Source organism: Streptomyces roseolus, from assembly GCF_014649855.1.
GTDB lineage: Bacteria > Actinomycetota > Actinomycetes > Streptomycetales > Streptomycetaceae > Streptomyces > Streptomyces roseolus.
This window is the reverse complement of the sequence record NZ_BMTV01000007.1, coordinates 18,366-35,638: the sequence shown is the minus strand read 5'-3', so window position 1 is coordinate 35,638 and position 17,273 is coordinate 18,366. Positions and strand designations below refer to the sequence as shown.

Below are 17,273 nucleotides of genomic sequence, written 5' to 3'. Positions count from 1 at the left end.
CCCCTGAAACGCCTTCGAATCCCCTGCCCGTCCCAGCGAGAGAGCCCGTCATGACCACCACCCCACCCCGCGCCGCACGCGTGCCCGCCCCCCTGCGCTCCCCCGGCCGCTGGGCGGTGCTGCCCGCCGCCGTGGTCGCCGGGGCCGCGCTCGGCGGCGGCTACGGGGCCCTGAAGACCCCCGAGTACGCCGCCACCAGCTACGTCATCGTCGTCCCCGGCGAGAAGTCCGACCCGGCGGCGGCGCTCGGCTTCGCCCAGGCGTACGGCCGGGTCGCCACCGACATCGCGGTCACCGGCGACGCCCAGGTCTGGGCCGGCGTCAGCGCCGCCACCCTCCGCGAGAGCGTCCAGGCCGAGACCTCCCCGGACGCGCCGATGATCTCCCTCACCGCCCGGGCGTCGAAGCCGTCGAAGGCGGTGTCGATCGCCGACGGCGTGGCCCGCGCGCTCGTCCTCAACTCCTCGCACGTCGCCGGCAGCACCGGCGTCAAGGTCGTCCAGTTCTCCCGGGCGACCAAGCCGACCGCCCCCGTGTCGCCGTCCGCGCCGCTCTCCGCACTCGTCGGCGCCTGCGCCGGCGGGCTGCTCGGCGGGCTCGCGCTGCTCGTCCGCCCGAGGCGGTCCGCCGGACGCGCCGAGGGCCGCCACTCCCGTCCCGCGGCGGCCACGGGCGCCGCGGTGCCCGCGCCCGCCGCCCACCAGCCGGAGGCGGTGTGACCTTGGGAAGAACCCTGCGGACCGAACTCTGCCGTGACACGGAGGCCTTCGGGCGGCTGGCGGCCGAATGGACGGCGCTGTACGGGCGCTGCTCCTCGGCGACCCCCTTCCAGTCCCACTCCTGGCTGCACTCCTGGTGGGTGTCGTACGGCCGTCCCGGCGCGCTGCGGGTGGTGCTCGTACGGGACGGCTCCGGCGCGCTGGTCGCGGCGGCACCCCTGATGCGGGCGCGCGGGCCGCTGCCCGTGCTCACCCAGCTCGGCGGCGCCATCACCGACTTCACCGACGTCCTCCTCGACGACGAGCGCCCCGAGGCGGCCGCCGCGCTGGCCGCCGCCGTCGCCCGGGCGGCCCGGGGCGCGGTGGTCGACCTGCGGGAGGTGCGGCCCGGCGCCGCCGCCGAACGGGTCTTCGCGCACTGGCGCGGACCGCGCCGCCGGCTCCCCGACTCGCTCTGCCTGGAGCTGCCGGCCGTCCCCATGGAGGGCCTGCTCGAACGGATCCCGTCCGGGAAGGCCCAGCGGGTCCGCGCCAAGCTGCGCAAACTCGACGCGCTCGGCATCGACGCGCACGTGGTGACCGGCCCCGACGTGCCGGCCGCCCTCGACCGCCTGCTCACCCTCCACCAGCTCCAGTGGCGGGGCCGCGGCGTGACCGCCGAGCACACCAGCGAGCGGTTCGCCCAGCACCTGGCACGGGCGGTCCGGCCCATGGTGGAGCGGGGCGACGCGATGGTCACCGAGTTCCGGCTCGGCGGGGACGTCGTCGCCGCCGACCTCACCCTGATGTCCCCGCGCCTCGCCGGCGGCTACCTGTACGGCGCCGACCCGGTGCTGCGGGAACGGAAGGTCGACGTCGCCGCGATGCTGCTGCGGCACGGGGCCCGGGAGACCAGCGCGGGCGGCCGGGCCACGCTGAGCATGCTGCGGGGCAGCGAACCGTACAAGCAGCACTGGCGACCGGAGCCGGTCCGCAACCGGCGGCTGCTGCTCACCGCCCGTGGTACGGCCCCGCTGCTCTGGCTCCGCGCGGGCGCGGCGGACGCCCGGCGCTGGGCGGCCCGGCAGGCGCGGGAGCGGGCCTGGGCCGGCCGGCTCCTCGCCCGCCTCCCCGGCCGCGCGCCCGCGTCCGCGCCGGGCGGCTGACCGTCAGAACGGCCAGGCGCCGTTCAGGGCCTCCTTCCAGACGAGGTCCAGCTTCAGGCCCAGGTCGAGGTCGAGCTTCGGCTCGTCCTTCCAGCCGGTCTCCTCGGACACGCACACCGGCCCGCCGAGCCAGCTCTCCACCCAGTCCCCGAGCTCGACCTCCCAACAGTCGGGCTTGGGCTCGGGCTTGGGTTCAGGCTTGGGCTCAGGCTTCGGTTCCGGCTTGGGCTCGGGCTTCGGCTCAGGCTTCGGTTCCGGCTTGGGCTCGGGCTTCGGCTCAGGCTTCGGTTCCGGCTTGGGCTCGGGCTTCGGCTCGGGCTCGGGCTTGGGCTCAGGCTTCGGTTCCGGCTTCGGTTCCGGCTTCGGTTCCGGCTTCGGTTCCGGCTTCGGTTCCGGCTTCGGCTTCGGCTCAGGCTTCGGCTCGGGAACCGTCGGGTCCACCGGATCCACCGGGTCGACAGGATCCACCGGGTCCACGGGGTCGACCGGATCCACCGGCACCGAAGGCTCCGCCCCGTACAGCATCTCCCGGAACACCCGTGACGACTGCGGATTGTCGTCGCACTGCCAGACGCCGTGCGGGCAATAGTCCGTGATGGTGTGGTAGAGCGGCTTGTGCTGCCGGATCCATTCCAGCATGCGCCGCATGTACGTCGGGTTGTCGCCGTTCCGGAAGAGCCCCCATTCGGGATAGGAGATCTGCTTTCCGTGCTCGGCCGCGAAATCGACCTGTTTCTGGAGCCCGTACGGCTCGTTCACGTGCCGGTCGAAATCCGAACCGGGCGGCTGGTCGTACGAGTCCATGCCGATGATGTCGACGACGTCGTCGCCGGGGTAGCACTCGGTCCACGGCACGGCGTCCCGGCCGCGGCTCGGGTTGAAGTCGAAGCGGAACCGCTGGCCGGGCACGGACCGCATGGTCGTGACGATCCGGTTCCAGTACTTCTTCCAGGCCGTCGGGTCGGGCCCGCAGCGATGGGTGTAGGTGGTGCCGTTCATCTCCCAGCCGAGGATGAGGACCGGGTCCAGGGCCCCCGCCTCGACGAGCCGCTGCGCGAGGGTGCGGAAGTGGTGGTCGTAGTAGCCGGCCGCGCCGAGCTGGAGCTGGCGGCGTACCTCCTGGTCGGAGACGCCGGCCTCGTTGCGTTCCAGCATCGGGACGTTGAGGACGAAGATCCGGTCCCGTTTGGCGTTGCGCCAGTCGGCCCAGGCGTCGAGGAAGCCGGGCGGGCCCTCGATGTTGGACCAGAGGTCGCCGGGCAGGTAGGTGTGGCCGACGCGGAGCTCGCGGCCGCCGAGCCAGCGCTCCAGCTCGGCGATCCGGCTGACGCCCCGCGAACCGGAATCGAGGAAGGCGCCCATGGCCGAGACGGCGGGGAGAGCCTTACCGGGATCCTCCGTCATGGGGGACGCGGCGGCGTGGGCGGGTGCCGACAGCACGACCGAGCCCGAGACGAGGAGGCCGGCGGTGATCACCCCCAGCCATGTTCTTGTTCTTCTCGGTGTTCCTCCGACAGGTTCCATGGCCGCTCCTTCAGACACACGCCGCTTGACGCACAGTCAATCCGATGTTCTGAAAGTATTCCTAATGAGCCGACCGTGAACGCGGCTTTCCTTCTCTCCGTAGTCCATTAGAGGATTTCATCGCCCACTTGGGGCACCCGAGATGAAGGGGCCATGGCCGTGCCGCCTTTCGACACCCGCGTACCCGCAGTCCTCGTGCGGCTCGACCGGAACCCCTTCCACCACGGGACCCTCGGGGCGGCCCGCTCCCTGGGCCGGGCCGGGATCCCCGTGCACGCGGTCGTCGAGTCCCGCGACAGCCCCGTCGCCCGTTCGCGGTACGTCCGCTCGGTCCACGTCCGGCCCGCCTCCACGGCCTCCACCGAACTGGCCGCGCTGCTGCGCCGGATCGCCGATGAGGTCGCCGGCACCGCGTCGGGTCCGGTGCTGGCCGTGCCGCTGGACGACGTCAGCGCCCTCGCGCTCGCCCGCCGCCGCACCGAGCTCGCGGGCAGGTTCCTGCTGCCCGAGCGGACCGAGGAGCAGCTGCTGCGGGTCGCGGACAAGGCCCGGCTCGCCGGGGTCTGCGCCGAGCTGGGCCTGCCCCACCCGCGCACCGGCCTCCCCGCCGACGCCGAGGAGGCCGCCGCCATGGCCTGGTCGCTCGGCCTGCCGGTGGTCGCCAAGTGGAGCCGCCCCTGGCTGCTGCCCACCGGTTCGGGACTGCGCAGTACGACGATCCTCCGCTCGCCGGCCGAGGCGCGGGAGCTGTACCGCCGCACCCCACAGGCCGGCAGCCGGCTGCTGCTCCAGGAGCTGCTGCCGCCGGGCCGGGACCTCGACTGGTTCTTCCACGGGTACGCGGACTCCGCCGGCCGCTGCGCCGTCGGGGCCACCGGCCGCAAGGAGCGGTCCTGGCCGGACGGGGCCGGGCTCACCGCCGTGGGCCGCTGGACGCCCAACCCCGAGGTGGACCGGCTCGCCCGCGGGCTGCTCGAAGCCCTCGGCCACCGGGGCGTCTGCGACCTCGACTTCCGGCTCGACCCGGACACCGGCGCGTACCACCTGCTCGACTTCAACCCCCGCCCCGGCGCCCAGTTCCGGCTCTTCGCCGACCGCGGGGGCCTCGACGTGGTGCGGGCCCTGCACCTGGACCTCTCCGGGCGCCCGGTGCCGCCGCTCTCCCCCGCGTACGGCCGCCGGTTCGTCGTCGAGAACTACGCGGCGCTCTCGCTGCTCGCCTCCCCGCGCCGCCGGTACGCCCCCGGACCCGGCACCGCCCGGCAGCCCGCCGAGCGCACCGAGCGCGCCTGGTGCGCCGCCGACGACCCGGCGCCCGCGCTCGCCATGGGCCGCGCCTGGTGCGCCCATCTGCTGCGCCGGGCCCTGGCGGCGGTCCGCCGGCGGCTCGCGGCCCGCCGGCCCCGGCACCCGGTCACCCTCCCCCGCCCCGCGGGCCGCCCCTCCTCCCCCGCCCGGCTCACCCGGCGATGAAGAAGGAAGGCACGAGGACGTACGCGCATCCGGTCCACGGCCCGACGGCCGTCGGGCCGGCTCCTGTGGGCTCTCGGTAGCCGCGCACGCGGCGGCCCGCGGCCTCGACCCGGTCGCCCTCGGCCGGCCCATGGAGCCCTGGCACACCACGCCCTCCGGCATGTTCCCGAAGTCCGAGCCGTGGGCCTCGCGGCTCTCCGCCCGCCCCGGCAGGGGCGTACGGGCTCGACGCCTACGCGGCCGCCCGGGGCGTGCGGCCGATCACGGCGTCCCGCTCCCGGCCTCCTTCTTCGCCGCCCACGGCGACCGGTTCGCCGGCCGCGCGGCGGCGGGCGGGCGGCGGCGGGCGGGCGGCGGCGGACAGCGGCGGGCGGGCGGACGGGCATGGAAAGGGGCCGGCCCCGGGAGGCGGTGTGCCTCCCGGGGCCGGTGGTTGCCGTGGACTCCGCCGCGGCGGTCTGGATCAGTCGTTGACGCAGACGTTGCCGAAGGCCGGGTTCAGCGCGCCGATGACGTTGATGCTGTTGCCGCAGACGTTGATCGGCACGTGGATCGGGACCTGGACGACGTTGCCCGAGAGGACACCCGGCGAACCGATGGCCGCACCGGCCGCCTCGGCGTCGGCGAAGGCGGGGGTGGCCGCGCCCATGGCCATGATGACTCCGGCGATGACGGCGGCAGCCTTCTTGCACTTCATTTCGTCTGGCTCCTTTTCCGCGGCGGAAGATCGGCTTCCGTCGCTCACACGGACAACGACAAACTGCCGCGAAGGAAACCGGAATTCGCGTTGCCCGGCCGGGCATTCACTCCGTTGGCGCGCACGACACAGGGCCGGAGGAAGGAATTCCTCCGGCCCTGCGGTTCGCTTTTACCGGATCAGCTGTTGCCGATGCCGTTGCCGGAGAGGACCGGGATGTCCTCCACGAGGTGCGACAGCGGCTCGTCGCCCTTGGCCTGCGTCGAGTTCTCGACGCACTGCTGGTTCTGCGGGGAGGACAGGACGTTGATGTCCTGGACGGCGACCGGGACGAGGACGCCGACGACCGAGCCGACGTTGCCCTTGACCGGGACGCCCAGGCAGAGCTTGTTCAGCGAGCCCTGGACCGCCGAGAACTGCGGGCTCATGTCGCCCTTGGTCTTCGAGTTGCCGAACGACTGGTGGGCGCCGTTCCCGGAGAGGGAGGTCGTGCCGCCGTCGTTGGCGATGGCCATCGCGGGAGCGGCGGCCGCGGCGGCGACGCCGACGGCCGAAGCGGTGACGGCCGCGGCCGTCATCATCTTCTTGATCACGGTGATTCCGTTTCTCTTCCCACCAATCGACGTGATTGATGCGACGGGATCAACTGCGGGCGGGGGCGGAGGTTCCGGCGCTTCACCCGATCGACTGGGCGCCGCGACGAGCGCTGCCGCGCGCGCTCCGCCAATGGGGTGACCGGGCGGAACCCAGCGCTCCGAAGCCAGTTGACCAGGGGGCTCCCTGCACGGAGCCGGTTCTAGAAGGGAACTCCCGTGATCAAGAAGGTCATGGCCACTGCGGCCGCCGCCGCCTCGATCGTCGGCGCCACCGCCGCCGCGGCCACCCCCGCCCTCGCCATCGCCGACGACGGAGGCACCACCTCCAAGAGCGGCAACTTCGCCCACCAGGAGTACGGCAACTCCTACACGTACGGGAACATGAGCCCGCAGTTCGCGCTGGTCCAGGGCTCCCTGAACAAGCCGTGCATCGGTCTGCCGGCGAAGCTCAACGCCGGTTCGCTGGTCGGCGCGATCCCGATCGCGGTCCAGGACGTCAACGTCCTGTCCTCCCCGCAGAACCAGCAGTGCGTCGAGAACTCGACGCAGGCCAAGGGCGACGAGCCGCTGTCGCACATCCTGGAGGACATCCCGATCCTCTCGGGCAACGGCGTCGGCAACAGCTGACGACCGCGCGTCGAGGGGCCGCCCCGCCGGGGCGGCCCCTCCGCGCGTACCGGGCCCGCTAACGCGGCCAGACGGGCGTGGACATCAGGCGCTCCCACTCCCGGTCCGGCATGCCCGGCACCGCCCGCCCCTCCTGCACCCACTGGGTCACCAGGGCGGAATAGACCGGGAATTGCCGGGTGGACGGGGCCGGGTCGACGGTCGGCGGATCGCTCACGTACCGGCTCTTCGGAATGAAGGCCATCCGTTCCCATTTCCCGGGATTACCGGGAACCGGCGGCGTCATTCTCGCTCCTTCCGCTGCTATTCCCGCATCATTACACAAGCCTCGCAACGGAGTGATTCACACACCCGGCACCGCGTCGCGCAACTGTGTGCGAGCGGGGTCGAAATAGCGTGCGGGCATGAGATTCCCGCGTCCGTGGCGGCTCCTGCTCGCACCGGCGGCGCTTCTCGCGCTCGCCCCCGGAGCCCTCGCCTCCGCCCTCGGCGGACCCACCGAACTCCCCTCTCCCCCCAAGGGACTCAATCTGCTCCTCGTCGGCATCGATTCCCGGGCGGGGGTCACCGCAGAGGAGAAGGAACGTTTCCGGCTCGGCGGCGCGGACTGCGACTGCGCGGACGCGATCATGCTCGTGCACGTCTCCGCCGGGAACGACCGGGTGAGCGTGCTCTCCCTGCCCCGCGACTCGCTCGCCGAACTCCCCGGTCCGCACACCGACCGGCGGACCGGCACCGTCCACGACGCCCACCTCGCGAAGATCAACGCGGCGCGCGCGGAAGGCGGTCCGGCCCTCGCGATCGAGACCGTGGAGGCGATGACCGGACTCCCCGTGCACCGCTACCTCGAAGTCGACTTCCGACGCTTCATGGACAGCGTCGACCGGGTCGAGGACGGGGTGCCCATCTGCACGCAGAAGCCGCTGAAGGACCCGGCGACCGGGCTGGACCTCCCGGTCGGCACCCGGAACGTGGGCGGCGGCGAGGGGCTGCAGTACGTGCGCTCGCGGAAGGCCGACGGGGAGATGGACTTCGGCCGCATCCGCAAGCAGCAGAAGTTCCTCGTCAACATGCTGGAGCAGGTGCGCTCCGGCGGGATCCTCGGGGACCCGGCGAAGCTCCGGACCCTCGCCTCGACGCTGCGCGGCGCGGCCGCCGCCGAGCGGGGCGTCTCGGTGTCCGAACTCCTCACGCTCGCGAACCGGTTGAAGGCCCTCGGGCCGTCCCGTACCGAGTTCGCGACGGTGCCGGTCCGCGGCTTCAACCCGGTGATCGACGGGGTCGGATCCACCGTGGGCTGGGACGAGGAGGGGGCCGCGGAGGTCTTCGCGCGGCTGCGCGCGGACCGGCCGCTGCCGCCCGGCGACGTCATCGCCCCCAGCAAGCTCTCCGTCGCCGACTACGCCCCCGCCCGGGGGTCTTCGCTCATCTGCCCGTAGGCCGTCCGGTGGACATGCCGGAACCTCGGCCCCTCCGGCCAGTTGATCAGTACGGCTCGGCACTCAGCTCGGGCCAGTCATCCGAAAGGCCAGAACATGAAGAAGCTCCTCGCGACCGCTGCGGTGGCTGTTTCGGTCGTCGGCGCGACGGCCGGGCAGGCGCTCGCGATCGCCGACGACGGTGGCACCACCTCGCTCTCCGGAAACGGCGCGCACCAGGAGTTCGGCAACTCCGCCACCCACGGCGACATGAGCCCGCAGTTCGCGCTCGTCCAGGGTTCCCTGAACAAGCCGTGCGTCGGTCTCCCGGCCAAGGTCAACGCCGGTTCGATCGTCGGCCTCATCCCGATCGCCGTCCAGGACATCAACGTCCTGTCCTCCCCGCAGAACCAGCAGTGCGTCGAGAACTCCACCCAGGCCAAGGGTGACGAGCCGCTCTCGCACATCCTCAGCGACATCCCCGTGCTGTCCGGCAACGGCGCCGGCAACAGCTGAGCAACGGCGCTCGGCCACGGCGCGGCCCCGTCGTCCCTCTCTGGAGGGGCGGCGGGGCCGTGCCCTTGTCAGGGGATCAGCGCAGCGTCCGGGCCAGGGCGTCCGGGTCGGTGACGGGTGCGTCGCAGGTGAAGTGACGGCAGACGTATGCGGCGGCCGAACCGGCGACCAGGGGGCGGTCGCGCAGGAGCGGGAACTCCTCGCTGTCGGGGGCTCCGGCGGCGAGGACCGCTCCGGGGGTGGCCGCCCTCAGGGCCGTACGGCGCAGCTCCTGGTAGACGGGGTCGGCGGCGTGGCCGACGACGGCGATCTCGCGGGGGCCGTCGAGCAGGGCCTCGGCGACGGCGAGGCCCCAGCCGATGAAGCGGGGGGCACGCGGGCCGAGCGCCTTGACCACGCCGAGGGCGCCCTCGGCGGCGGTCCGGTGGGCCTCCGAGCCGGTGTGGGCCGCGTACGAGAGCAGTGCTCCGGCGGCGGCGGTCCAGCCGGACGGGGTGGCGTTGTCGGTGGGGTCCTGGGGACGCCGGATGAGGGTCTCGGCGTCGTGGGCCGTGTCGTACAGCGCGCCGCCCTCGCCGGTGAAGCGGTCGAGGACGTGGTCCAGGAGGAGGCCGGCGAAGTCGAGCCAGGCGCCCTCGCCGGTGACGGCGGCGAGGGCCAGGAAGCCCTCGGCGACGTCGGCGTAGTCCTCCAGGACGCCCGCGTGGCCGCCGGCCCGCCCGTCCTTCGAGGTGCGGGCGAGCCGGCCGCCGTCGTCGAAATGGAGGCGGACCAACAGGTCGGCGGCCTCGGTGGCGCGCTCCACCAGGTCGGCGCGGTCGAAGAGGGCACCGGTCTCGGCGAGGGCGGCGATCGCGAGGCCGTTCCAGGCGGCGACGACCTTGTCGTCGCGGCCTGGGCGCTCGCGCCGCTCGCGGGCGGCGTGGAGCCGGGTGCGGATGGAGGCGATCCGGCCGGCGTCGGCGGGACCCGCCTCCTGGGGGAGCTGGAGGACCGAGGCGCCGTGCTCGAAGGTGCCCTCCTCAGTGACTCCGTAGTGGGCGGCGGCGAGGGCGGCGTCCTCGGCGCCGAGCGCCTCCTCCAGCTGGGCGGGGGTCCAGACGTAGTAGGCGCCTTCGACGTGCTTGCCGGTGCTGTCGTCACTGTCGGCGTCGAGCGCGGAGGCGAAGCCGCCTTCGGGAGTGCGGAGTTCGCGCACCATGAAGTCGGCGGTCTCCAGGGCGACCCGGCGGGCGAGGACGCTGCCGGTGGCCTTCCACAGGTGGGCGTAGACCCGGCAGAGCAGGGCGTTGTCGTACAGCATCTTCTCGAAGTGCGGGACGACCCAGGCGCGGTCCACGGCGTAGCGGGCGAAGCCGCCGCCGAGCTGGTCGTAGATGCCGCCGCGGGCCATCGCCTCGCAGGTGTCGGCGGCCATCTGGAGGGCGCCCTCGGAGCCGGTGCGGGCGTGGTGGCGGAGGAGGAACTCCAGGACCATCGACGGCGGGAACTTGGGGGCGCCGCCGAAGCCGCCGCGGGCGGCGTCGTAGTCGCGGGTGAGGCCGAGGAGGGCGGCGGCGAGCTCCTCCTCTCCGGGGAGGCCGTCGCCGACGACGGCGAGGGAGCGCCCGGCGAGGTCCTTCACGATCCGGCCGGCGACCTCGGCGACCTCGCCGCGGCGCTCGGTCCAGGCGGTGTGGACGCCTTCGAGGACCTCGGGGAAGGACGGCATGCCGTGGCGGGGCTCCGGCGGGAAGTAGGTGCCGAAGTAGAAGGGGGCGGCGTCGGGGGTGAGGAAGACGGTCATGGGCCAGCCGCCCTGACCGGTGGCGGCCTGCACGGCCTCCATGTACACGGCGTCGATGTCGGGCCGCTCCTCCCGGTCCACCTTCACGGCGACGAAGTGCTCGTTGAGCAGCGCGGCGGTGGCCTCGTCCTCGAAGGACTCGTGCGCCATGACGTGGCACCAGTGGCACGAGCTGTAACCGACGCTGAGCAGTACGGGGACGTCCCGGCGGCGGGCCTCCTCGAAGGCCTCGGGCGACCAGGGCCACCAGTCGACGGGGTTGTCGGCGTGCTGGAGGAGGTACGGGGACGTGGCCTGAGCGAGTCGGTTGGGCATGTCCCCATCCTTGCGCAACGGGGGGCGCGATGGCTGTTACGGGGCGCTTCCGGGCGTCGCGATGGGGGGCGAGAGGGGCCGGTCGCGGGTCTCCCCGGTGCCGGGGGCCGGGACGTGGACCGAGGTCACGACGTGGTGGGGGGTGATCGTCCAGCGGCCGGTGAAGCCGGTCAGGGTGCGGCCGTCGACGTGCGGGCCCGGGACGAGGAGGCGGGCGGTGAAGCGGCCGTCCGGGGCGAAGGCGAGGCGGGCCTCGTCGAAGCCGAGCATGCGGCCGGCCAGCGGGAACCACGCCTTGTAGACGGACTCCTTGGCGCTGAACAGCAGACGGTCCCAGTGGACGTCGGGCCGCTCGCGCCGCAGGTCCCGGAGGTGCGCGGCCTCCTCGGGGAGCGCGATGGCGTCGCGTACGCCCTCCGGGAGGGGGGCGTGCGGTTCGGCGTCGATGCCGACGGAGCGGAGGTCCGTGCGGCGGGCGACGGCGGCGGCCCGCAGTCCGGCGCAGTGGGTGAGGCTGCCGACGATCCCGTCCGGCCAGCGGGGTTCGCCGCGCGGCCCGGCCGGTATCTCGACGGGCGGGACGCCGAGGCGCGCCAGGGCCAACCGGGCGCAGTGCCGGCCGGCGGCGAACTCGGCGCGCCGGGAGGCGACGGAGTCGGCGACGAGCGCGGCCTCGGCGGGGAACAGCACGTCGGGCCCCGGGTCGTGGTCGAGCGTCGCCCAGGACGCCTCCGGCGGCAGGACGGCCCCGATCACCGCTCCTCCCCGCGCACCCGCAGGACGTCCCGCAGCACTCCCCGGGGCAGGCCGCGCTTGCGGTGCTCCCTCGGGTAGCCGATGGAGACCTCCTCGAAGCGGACGCCGTCGTGGAAGGTGGTGCGCGGGATGTGCAGGTGCCCGTACACGACGGCCGCGGCGCGGTAGCGGGTGTGCCAGTCGGCGGTGAGCGTGGTGCCGCACCACTGGGCGAACTCCTGGTAGTGGAGCAGTGCGGTGTCCTCCCGCACGAGCGGGAAGTGGTTGACGAGGACGGTGGGCAGGGACGGGTCGACGGCGTCGAGCCGGGCCCTGGTCTCGGCGACCCGCGCCCGGCACCAGGCGTCGCGGGAGGGGTACGGCTCGGGGTGGAGGAGGAACTCGTCCGAGCAGACCACGCCCGACTCGTACGCGGCGGCCAGCGCCTGCTCCTGGGTGAGGCCGTCGGCGCGGAACGAGTAGTCGTAGAGGAGGAACAGGGGAGCCACGACCACCGGGCCGCCGGCTCCGGTCCACACCGGGTACGGGTCCTCGGGGGTCAGCACGCCGAGTCCCCGGCAGATCTCCACGAGGTGGCGGTAGCGCTCCTCCCCGCGCAGCTGGACGGGGTCGTCCCCCGGGGTCCACAGCTCGTGGTTTCCGGGCACCCAGATCACCCGGGCGAAGCGGTCGCGGAGCAGCTTGAGGGCGCCTTCGACGTCGGAGACGGTCTCGCCGACGTCGCCGGCGACCAGCAGCCAGTCGTCGGGGGAGGTGGGGAGGACCCGCTCCTCCAGGATGGCGCGGTTCTCGCGGTAGGCGATGTGCAGGTCGGAGACGGCCAGCAGACGGCCGGCGGACCGTCCCGTGCCGGCGATGGCGGTGTCTTCCGGCATCAGTTCTGTCCACCCTCACGTGTCGGCGCGGGTCCTGCGGCGGTCCTGACGAAGTCTGCGCCACCGGGCGCGTGGCGCGCACGCGTCCCGCCACACCCTGTCACGTCGCTCTCGGTGACCGGCGCCGCCGGCGCGGGCCGCCGGCCCGGAGACACGCGTGTCCGCACCGCGAGGAGACGCGGTGCGGACACGTGTACGGGAGTGCGGGAGCGGGTGCTCCGCTACTTCGCGGCGGGGGCGGCCTTGCCGCCGCCGGGGGCGGCCTCGGCGGTCTCCGGGGCCTCCTCGAAGTCGATCTTGTGCATGTGGCGGTTCATCGACTTCATCAGCGCCCAGACGGCGAGGGCCAGGACCGCGAAGACGACGAACCCGAGGACGCCGGGGGTCACCTTGTTCTTGTCCAGCTCTTCGGCGGCGAAGGGGACCAGCTGCGTCAGTGCGAGGTGTGCGCTCATGCTAGGCATTGTCCCGGATGCCCGCGAAGAGATCTTCCTCGGGGAGGGAGGTCGGCACCAGGGACTTGCTGAGCTCGTACTCCTCCGTCGGCCAGACCTCCTTCTGGATCTCCATCGGGACGCGGAACCAGCCGCCGTCGGGGTCGATCTGGGTGGCGTGGGCGATCAGCGCCCGGTCGCGGGTCTCGAAGAAGTCGGCGCACGGGACGAAGGTGGTGAGCGTCCGCTCCTTGCGCTCGAACTCGCTCCACCGCGCCAGCCAGTCGCCGTACGGGGACTCCAGGCCCCGGTCGAGGAGCGCCTTGTGCAGGGCCTCGGTGCGCGGGCGGTTGAAGCCCTGGTTGTAGTAGAGCTTCTGCGGCGTGAAGACCGGGCCGTACTCGGCCTCGGGGAACTTCTCGGCGTCGGCCGCGCCGTCGAAGGCCACCATCGTGATCTTGTGGGTCATGATGTGGTCCGGGTGCGGGTACCCGCCGTTCTCGTCGTAGGTCGTGATGACCTGCGGACGGAAGGAACGGATCTTGCGCACCAGCTCGCCGGCCGCGTGGTCCACGTCCTCCAGGGCGAAGCAGCCCTCGGGGAGCGGCGGCAGCGGGTCGCCCTCGGGCAGCCCCGAGTCGACGAAGCCGAGCCACTCCTGTCGCACGCCCAGGATCTCCCGGGCCTCGTCCATCTCCTTGCGGCGGACCTCGTGGATGTTCTCCTCGATGGAGGGGTCGCCCTGGAGCTTCGGGTTCAGGACCGAACCCCGCTCGCCGCCCGTGCACGTCACCACCAGGACGTCCACCCCCTCGGACACGTACTTGGCCATGGTCGCCGCGCCCTTGCTCGACTCGTCGTCGGGGTGGGCGTGAACGGCCATCAGTCGCAGCTGCTCAGTCAAGACTCGATCCTCAGTGATTCGACGCGGAGGGTGGTCTCTATAGTGACGGAATCGGGGGGACGAAAATTCCGCCGCCCCCGCCCCGAGAGGACCGAACCATGAGCGCCGTGCGAGAGCAGCCGCCCGAGGGGCGCTACGGGCGCTCCGCGGACGAGCGGGCCGACCGGAAGCTGAAGATCGCCGGAGCGGTCCTCGGCACCCTCTTCCTCGCCATGATCGTCTGGTTCGGCTGGCACCACGTCGGCGGCAGCAGGATCAGCGCCGAGTTGATCAAGTTCGACGTGGTGAGCGACTCCGAGGTGCAGGTGCACCTGGAGGTCCGCAAGGACGAGGGCGTCGAGGGCGTGTGCACGCTCCGCTCCCGTTCCGAGGACGGCGCCGAGGTGGCCCGCAAGGACGTCGTGGTCGACGAGCCGGCCGGCCGGGTCGACCGCGTCTACTCGCTCCGCACCACCGCCCGCGCCACCAGCGCGGAGCTGCTGGGGTGTACGCCGCGTTAGCGGCGGGTAGGGACATCGGGACGGGCCCCGGCGGGCCACCGCGGTGACCTGGACCGACGCCATTCCGATGGTTTATGTCCTCCCGCTTTCCGCCACACATTGTTAGGCTCGTGGTTTCGCCCACCCGGAAGGCGCCGGCTTTCCGCGTAGGGCGATGCTTTGTATTCCCAGTACCTACGAGGAGCACCTGTGACCCAGACCAGCGACAACGTCACCTGGCTCACCCAGGAGGCGTACAACAAGCTCAAGGACGAGCTTGAGTACCTGTCTGGTCCCGCGCGTACCGAGATCGCCGCGAAGATCGCCGCCGCGCGCGAGGAGGGCGACCTGCGCGAGAACGGCGGGTACCACGCGGCGAAGGAGGAGCAGGGCAAGCAGGAGCTCCGGGTCCGCCAGCTGACCCAGCTGCTGCAGAACGCGAAGGTCGGCGAGGCCCCGGCGGACGACGGCGTCGTCGAGCCCGGCATGGTCGTCACGATCGCCTTCGACGGCGACGAGTCCGACACGATGACCTTCCTGCTCGCCTCCCGCGAGTACGCGAGCGACAAGATCGACACCTACTCGCCGCAGTCTCCGCTCGGCATCGGCGTCAACGGCAAGAAGGCCGGCGACGACGCCGAGTACGAGCTTCCGAACGGCAAGAAGGCCATGGTCAAGATCCTCAGCGCCAAGCCCTACACCGGCTGAGCCCCCTCTCCACGACCGAAGGGCCGGTCCCCCTCCCGGGGGGGGACCGGCCCTTCGGCGTCGCAGGGTCCCGCGCGCCGGCTACTCGGCCTTGGCGACCCCGATCGGGCAGGAGACGCCGGTGCCGCCGATGCCGCAGTAACCGGCCGGGTTCTTGTCGAGGTACTGCTGGTGGTAGGCCTCGGCCGGGTAGAAGGCGCGGTCGTCGGCGGGGAGGACGGTGGTGGTGATCTCGCCGTAGCCGGAGGCCGTCAGGACCTTCTGGTAGGCGGCGCGGGACGCCTCGGCCGTCCCGGCCTGGGCGGGCGTGTGGGTGTAGACGGCGGAGCGGTACTGGGTGCCCACGTCGTTGCCCTGGCGGAAGCCCTGCGTCGGGTCGTGGGACTCCCAGAAGACCTTGAGCAGGGTCTCGTACGACACCTTCGCCGGGTCGAAGACGACCCGGACGACCTCGGTGTGCCCGGTGAGGCCCGAGCAGACCTCCTCGTACGTCGGGTTCGGCGTGTAGCCGCCCTGGTAGCCGACGAGCGTGGTCCAGACGCCGTCGGTCTGCCAGAACTTCCGCTCGGCGCCCCAGAAGCAGCCGAGGCCGAAGTCGGCGACCTCCAGGCCCTCCGGGTACGGGCCGAGCAGCGGGTTGCCGAGCACCGTGTGGCGCTCGGGGACGGAGAACTCCGGCTCCGGGCGGCCGCGCAGGGCCTGCTCCGGGGTGGGCAGGACGGGGGTGCGGGACAGGAACATGCGGCATCTCTCCTCGACGCGGTTCGGCAGTGGACACAACGCCGACGGGGGCACCGCTGTTCCCCGCGGGCGGCTGCGGAGCGGGCTCGGAGGAGCGGCCCCGCAGGGGGCCGGGCGACGGCGCGGCCGGAGCCGGGCGGAGGGCGGGGCGGCGGGGGCGCGGACCACGCGGGGCGGGGGCGCGGACTGCGGGACGGCGGGGGCGGGGTGGCGGGGGCGCGGGCTGCGCCGGGGGGCGCGGACGGTGGGGCCACGGAGGGCCGGACTGCGCGGAGGGCGACCCCGTGGAGGGCGGGACCCGCCGAGGACCGGGCCACGTGGGCGGTCGGGCCCGCGTCGAGGGCCGGGCCGCGTGGGCGGCCCGGCGTGGCCCGGAGAGGGCTCGTCGGGGGCGGGGGCTCGGTGCCGGGTGTCGTCAGTGGCGCAGGGTGGCCGGGCTGCCGCCGTTCGACTCGTAGCCGGCCACCGCCAGGTTCCGGTACAGGGTGTACTCGGCCGCCGGGTCGCCGCTCAGCGTCCACGGGACCGCGCCCACGTGGCCGTCGACGTGGACCAGCTGGCGCATCGCCTCCGCCCAGCGCTCGCCGCGCACCAGGAAGTACACGAGCAGATGGCGCACGTGCGACAGCATCGGGTCGTCCGGGCGGGCCGAGTGCACCGCGTACAGCGCGCCCTCCATCGCCCTGCTCACCACGGCCGTGCGGTAGAAGTCCTGGACGAGCACCACGTCCGGCACGTGCTCGAAGACCGCGAAGAGCGGCAGCGCGGCGAGCAGCGAGCCCTGCGGGGCGCGGGCGGCGGCCGTCGTCGCGAAGTGGTCGGCCTCCTCGCGCGAGCCGTGCCACTTCTCGCACCAGTAGTGCAGGGCCGCCAGATGCGCCCCCATGTGCTGCGGCGCCCGGTCGATGACCTTCGCCCACACCTGGTCGAACTGCTCGTGGGTGTAGCCGAGTCCGCGGGCCACGGCCAGCTGCGTGATGTACGGGACCGGGTCGCCGGGGGCCAGCAGCGCCGCCTCCTCCGCGACCTTCCGGGCCTCCTCCAGGATGATCCGGAAGTCGTCGCTGCCGGCCGCCGAGGAGCGCCACGCCTGCTGCACCAGGAACTCCGCGTGCACCGCCGCCGCGCCCGCGTCCTTCGGCGCGTCCGAACGCCAGGCGCGCAGCCAGGAACCGCCGGCGCCCGGCTTCTCCGCGAGCTCCAGGGAGGCCGCGCCCGCGAAGGCCTGGACGCGCTGCCAGCGGACCTCGCCCTCCTTCGGCGTCCCGGCGAGGAGCTGGGACGCGGCCCGCCAGTCCTGGGTGGCCTGGACGACCCGGAGGACGTCGAGGAGATCGTGGTCGGGGCCCGGGAGCCGCACGTCCAGCTCCTCCTGACGGACGAATCCGTACGCCTCCGGGTCGGCCGCGTCGGGCGTGCCGGGCGCGACCTGCCGGATGCCGCCGCCGCGACGGCGCAGCAGATAGGGGCCGAGGACGCCGAAGAGCAGGCCCAGGGCGATCAGGAACCAGAGAATCTCCATGCGTCCATTGTCCAGGACACCGGTGGGGAGGAACCCGG

The 17,273-nt window shown here is 73.2% G+C and carries 19 protein-coding genes; 8 read left to right on the top strand and 11 right to left on the bottom strand.

Going from position 1 to position 17,273, the window contains the following annotated elements; translation table 11 throughout:
• Window positions 1-50: 50 nt before the first annotated feature.
• Window positions 51-719, top strand: coding sequence for a YveK family protein (locus tag IE245_RS10045; protein ID WP_189946442.1), 669 nt, complete (start codon window positions 51-53; stop codon window positions 717-719).
• Window positions 720-721: 2 nt separating this feature from the next.
• The gene (locus IE245_RS10040) at window positions 722-1,864 is read left to right on the top strand and encodes a GNAT family N-acetyltransferase (RefSeq protein WP_189946658.1); all 1,143 of its coding nucleotides are present in this window, start codon (window positions 722-724) and stop codon (window positions 1,862-1,864) included.
• 3 nt (window positions 1,865-1,867) lie between these two features.
• Here the strand turns inward: IE245_RS10040 and IE245_RS10035 are convergent, their stop codons facing one another.
• Window positions 1,868-3,388: a glycoside hydrolase family 26 protein gene (locus IE245_RS10035; RefSeq protein ID WP_189946441.1), complete on the bottom strand. Its 1,521-nt coding sequence runs from the start codon at window positions 3,386-3,388 to the stop codon at window positions 1,868-1,870.
• A gap of 153 nt (window positions 3,389-3,541) precedes the next feature.
• Here IE245_RS10035 and IE245_RS10030 point away from each other — a divergent pair, with 153 nt between their 5' ends.
• On the top strand, window positions 3,542-4,861 hold the full coding sequence (locus IE245_RS10030) for a carboxylate--amine ligase (RefSeq protein ID WP_229851187.1): 1,320 nt from the start codon (window positions 3,542-3,544) through the stop codon (window positions 4,859-4,861).
• Between the two features lie 463 nt (window positions 4,862-5,324).
• Here the strand turns inward: IE245_RS10030 and IE245_RS10025 are convergent, their stop codons facing one another.
• On the bottom strand, window positions 5,325-5,558 hold the full coding sequence (locus tag IE245_RS10025; protein WP_189946440.1) for a chaplin: 234 nt from the start codon (window positions 5,556-5,558) through the stop codon (window positions 5,325-5,327).
• 179 nt (window positions 5,559-5,737) lie between these two features.
• Complete coding sequence (locus IE245_RS10020; RefSeq protein WP_189946439.1) at window positions 5,738-6,151, bottom strand: rodlin; 414 nt, start codon at window positions 6,149-6,151, stop codon at window positions 5,738-5,740.
• 219 nt (window positions 6,152-6,370) lie between these two features.
• Here IE245_RS10020 and IE245_RS10015 point away from each other — a divergent pair, with 219 nt between their 5' ends.
• Entirely contained in the window at window positions 6,371-6,781 is a 411-nt protein-coding gene (locus IE245_RS10015) for a rodlin (RefSeq protein WP_189946438.1), read from the top strand.
• A gap of 58 nt (window positions 6,782-6,839) precedes the next feature.
• Here IE245_RS10015 and IE245_RS10010 read toward each other — a convergent pair whose 3' ends face one another.
• Window positions 6,840-6,998 (bottom strand): hypothetical protein, encoded by a 159-nt coding sequence (locus IE245_RS10010; RefSeq protein WP_189946437.1) that lies wholly within the window; start codon window positions 6,996-6,998, stop codon window positions 6,840-6,842.
• 187 nt (window positions 6,999-7,185) lie between these two features.
• Here IE245_RS10010 and IE245_RS10005 point away from each other — a divergent pair, with 187 nt between their 5' ends.
• Window positions 7,186-8,220 (top strand): LCP family protein, encoded by a 1,035-nt coding sequence (locus IE245_RS10005; RefSeq protein ID WP_189946436.1) that lies wholly within the window; start codon window positions 7,186-7,188, stop codon window positions 8,218-8,220.
• A 96-nt stretch (window positions 8,221-8,316) separates the two neighbouring features.
• On the top strand, window positions 8,317-8,715 hold the full coding sequence (locus tag IE245_RS10000; protein ID WP_189946435.1) for a rodlin: 399 nt from the start codon (window positions 8,317-8,319) through the stop codon (window positions 8,713-8,715).
• Window positions 8,716-8,791: 76 nt separating this feature from the next.
• On the opposite strand, the gene IE245_RS09995 is transcribed toward IE245_RS10000, so the two are convergent.
• From IE245_RS09995 to mca, 5 genes are all read right to left on the bottom strand, one after another.
• On the bottom strand, window positions 8,792-10,816 hold the full coding sequence (locus IE245_RS09995) for a thioredoxin domain-containing protein (RefSeq protein ID WP_189946434.1): 2,025 nt from the start codon (window positions 10,814-10,816) through the stop codon (window positions 8,792-8,794).
• A gap of 36 nt (window positions 10,817-10,852) precedes the next feature.
• Window positions 10,853-11,572: a 4'-phosphopantetheinyl transferase family protein gene (locus IE245_RS09990; RefSeq protein WP_189946433.1), complete on the bottom strand. Its 720-nt coding sequence runs from the start codon at window positions 11,570-11,572 to the stop codon at window positions 10,853-10,855.
• Window positions 11,569-12,447, bottom strand: coding sequence for a metallophosphoesterase family protein (locus IE245_RS09985; protein WP_189946432.1), 879 nt, complete (start codon window positions 12,445-12,447; stop codon window positions 11,569-11,571). The genes IE245_RS09990 and IE245_RS09985 overlap by 4 nt, the downstream gene beginning before the upstream one ends.
• Before the next feature lie 221 nt (window positions 12,448-12,668).
• On the bottom strand, window positions 12,669-12,902 hold the full coding sequence (locus tag IE245_RS09980; RefSeq protein ID WP_189946431.1) for a hypothetical protein: 234 nt from the start codon (window positions 12,900-12,902) through the stop codon (window positions 12,669-12,671).
• 1 nt (window position 12,903) lies between these two features.
• Complete coding sequence (gene mca, locus IE245_RS09975) at window positions 12,904-13,785, bottom strand: mycothiol conjugate amidase Mca (RefSeq protein ID WP_189946430.1); 882 nt, start codon at window positions 13,783-13,785, stop codon at window positions 12,904-12,906.
• Window positions 13,786-13,883: 98 nt separating this feature from the next.
• On the opposite strand from mca, the gene IE245_RS09970 reads away from it, so the two are divergent.
• On the top strand, window positions 13,884-14,285 hold the full coding sequence (locus IE245_RS09970; protein WP_189946429.1) for a DUF4307 domain-containing protein: 402 nt from the start codon (window positions 13,884-13,886) through the stop codon (window positions 14,283-14,285).
• 189 nt (window positions 14,286-14,474) lie between these two features.
• A complete protein-coding gene (gene greA, locus IE245_RS09965) occupies window positions 14,475-14,972 on the top strand; it encodes a transcription elongation factor GreA (RefSeq protein WP_030497204.1) in 498 nt (165 codons plus the stop codon).
• An 81-nt stretch (window positions 14,973-15,053) separates the two neighbouring features.
• On the opposite strand, the gene msrA is transcribed toward greA, so the two are convergent.
• Complete coding sequence (msrA, locus tag IE245_RS09960; RefSeq protein WP_189946428.1) at window positions 15,054-15,713, bottom strand: peptide-methionine (S)-S-oxide reductase MsrA; 660 nt, start codon at window positions 15,711-15,713, stop codon at window positions 15,054-15,056.
• 415 nt (window positions 15,714-16,128) lie between these two features.
• Window positions 16,129-17,235 carry a tetratricopeptide repeat protein gene (locus IE245_RS09955; RefSeq protein ID WP_189946427.1) on the bottom strand — a complete coding sequence of 369 codons (1,107 nt, stop codon included), beginning with the start codon at window positions 17,233-17,235 and terminating at the stop codon, window positions 16,129-16,131.
• Between the last annotated feature and the right edge of the window lie 38 nt (window positions 17,236-17,273).

Excerpts from the sequence above, each read along its gene's own strand:
- IE245_RS10045 (WP_189946442.1), top strand. The coding sequence starts at position 51 with ATGACCACCACCCCACCCCGCGCCGCACGCGTGCCCGCCCCCCTGCGC.
- IE245_RS10030 (WP_229851187.1), top strand. The coding sequence starts at position 3,542 with ATGGCCGTGCCGCCTTTCGACACCCGCGTACCCGCAGTCCTCGTGCGG.
- IE245_RS10025 (WP_189946440.1), bottom strand. The coding sequence starts at position 5,558 with ATGAAGTGCAAGAAGGCTGCCGCCGTCATCGCCGGAGTCATCATGGCC.
- IE245_RS10035 (WP_189946441.1), bottom strand. The coding sequence starts at position 3,388 with ATGGAACCTGTCGGAGGAACACCGAGAAGAACAAGAACATGGCTGGGG.
- IE245_RS09995 (WP_189946434.1), bottom strand. The coding sequence starts at position 10,816 with ATGCCCAACCGACTCGCTCAGGCCACGTCCCCGTACCTCCTCCAGCAC.
- IE245_RS09980 (WP_189946431.1), bottom strand. The coding sequence starts at position 12,902 with ATGAGCGCACACCTCGCACTGACGCAGCTGGTCCCCTTCGCCGCCGAA.
- IE245_RS10005 (WP_189946436.1), top strand. The coding sequence starts at position 7,186 with ATGAGATTCCCGCGTCCGTGGCGGCTCCTGCTCGCACCGGCGGCGCTT.
- IE245_RS09955 (WP_189946427.1), bottom strand. The coding sequence starts at position 17,235 with ATGGAGATTCTCTGGTTCCTGATCGCCCTGGGCCTGCTCTTCGGCGTC.
- IE245_RS09970 (WP_189946429.1), top strand. The coding sequence starts at position 13,884 with ATGAGCGCCGTGCGAGAGCAGCCGCCCGAGGGGCGCTACGGGCGCTCC.
- IE245_RS10000 (WP_189946435.1), top strand. The coding sequence starts at position 8,317 with ATGAAGAAGCTCCTCGCGACCGCTGCGGTGGCTGTTTCGGTCGTCGGC.
- IE245_RS09985 (WP_189946432.1), bottom strand. The coding sequence starts at position 12,447 with ATGCCGGAAGACACCGCCATCGCCGGCACGGGACGGTCCGCCGGCCGT.
- msrA (WP_189946428.1), bottom strand. The coding sequence starts at position 15,713 with ATGTTCCTGTCCCGCACCCCCGTCCTGCCCACCCCGGAGCAGGCCCTG.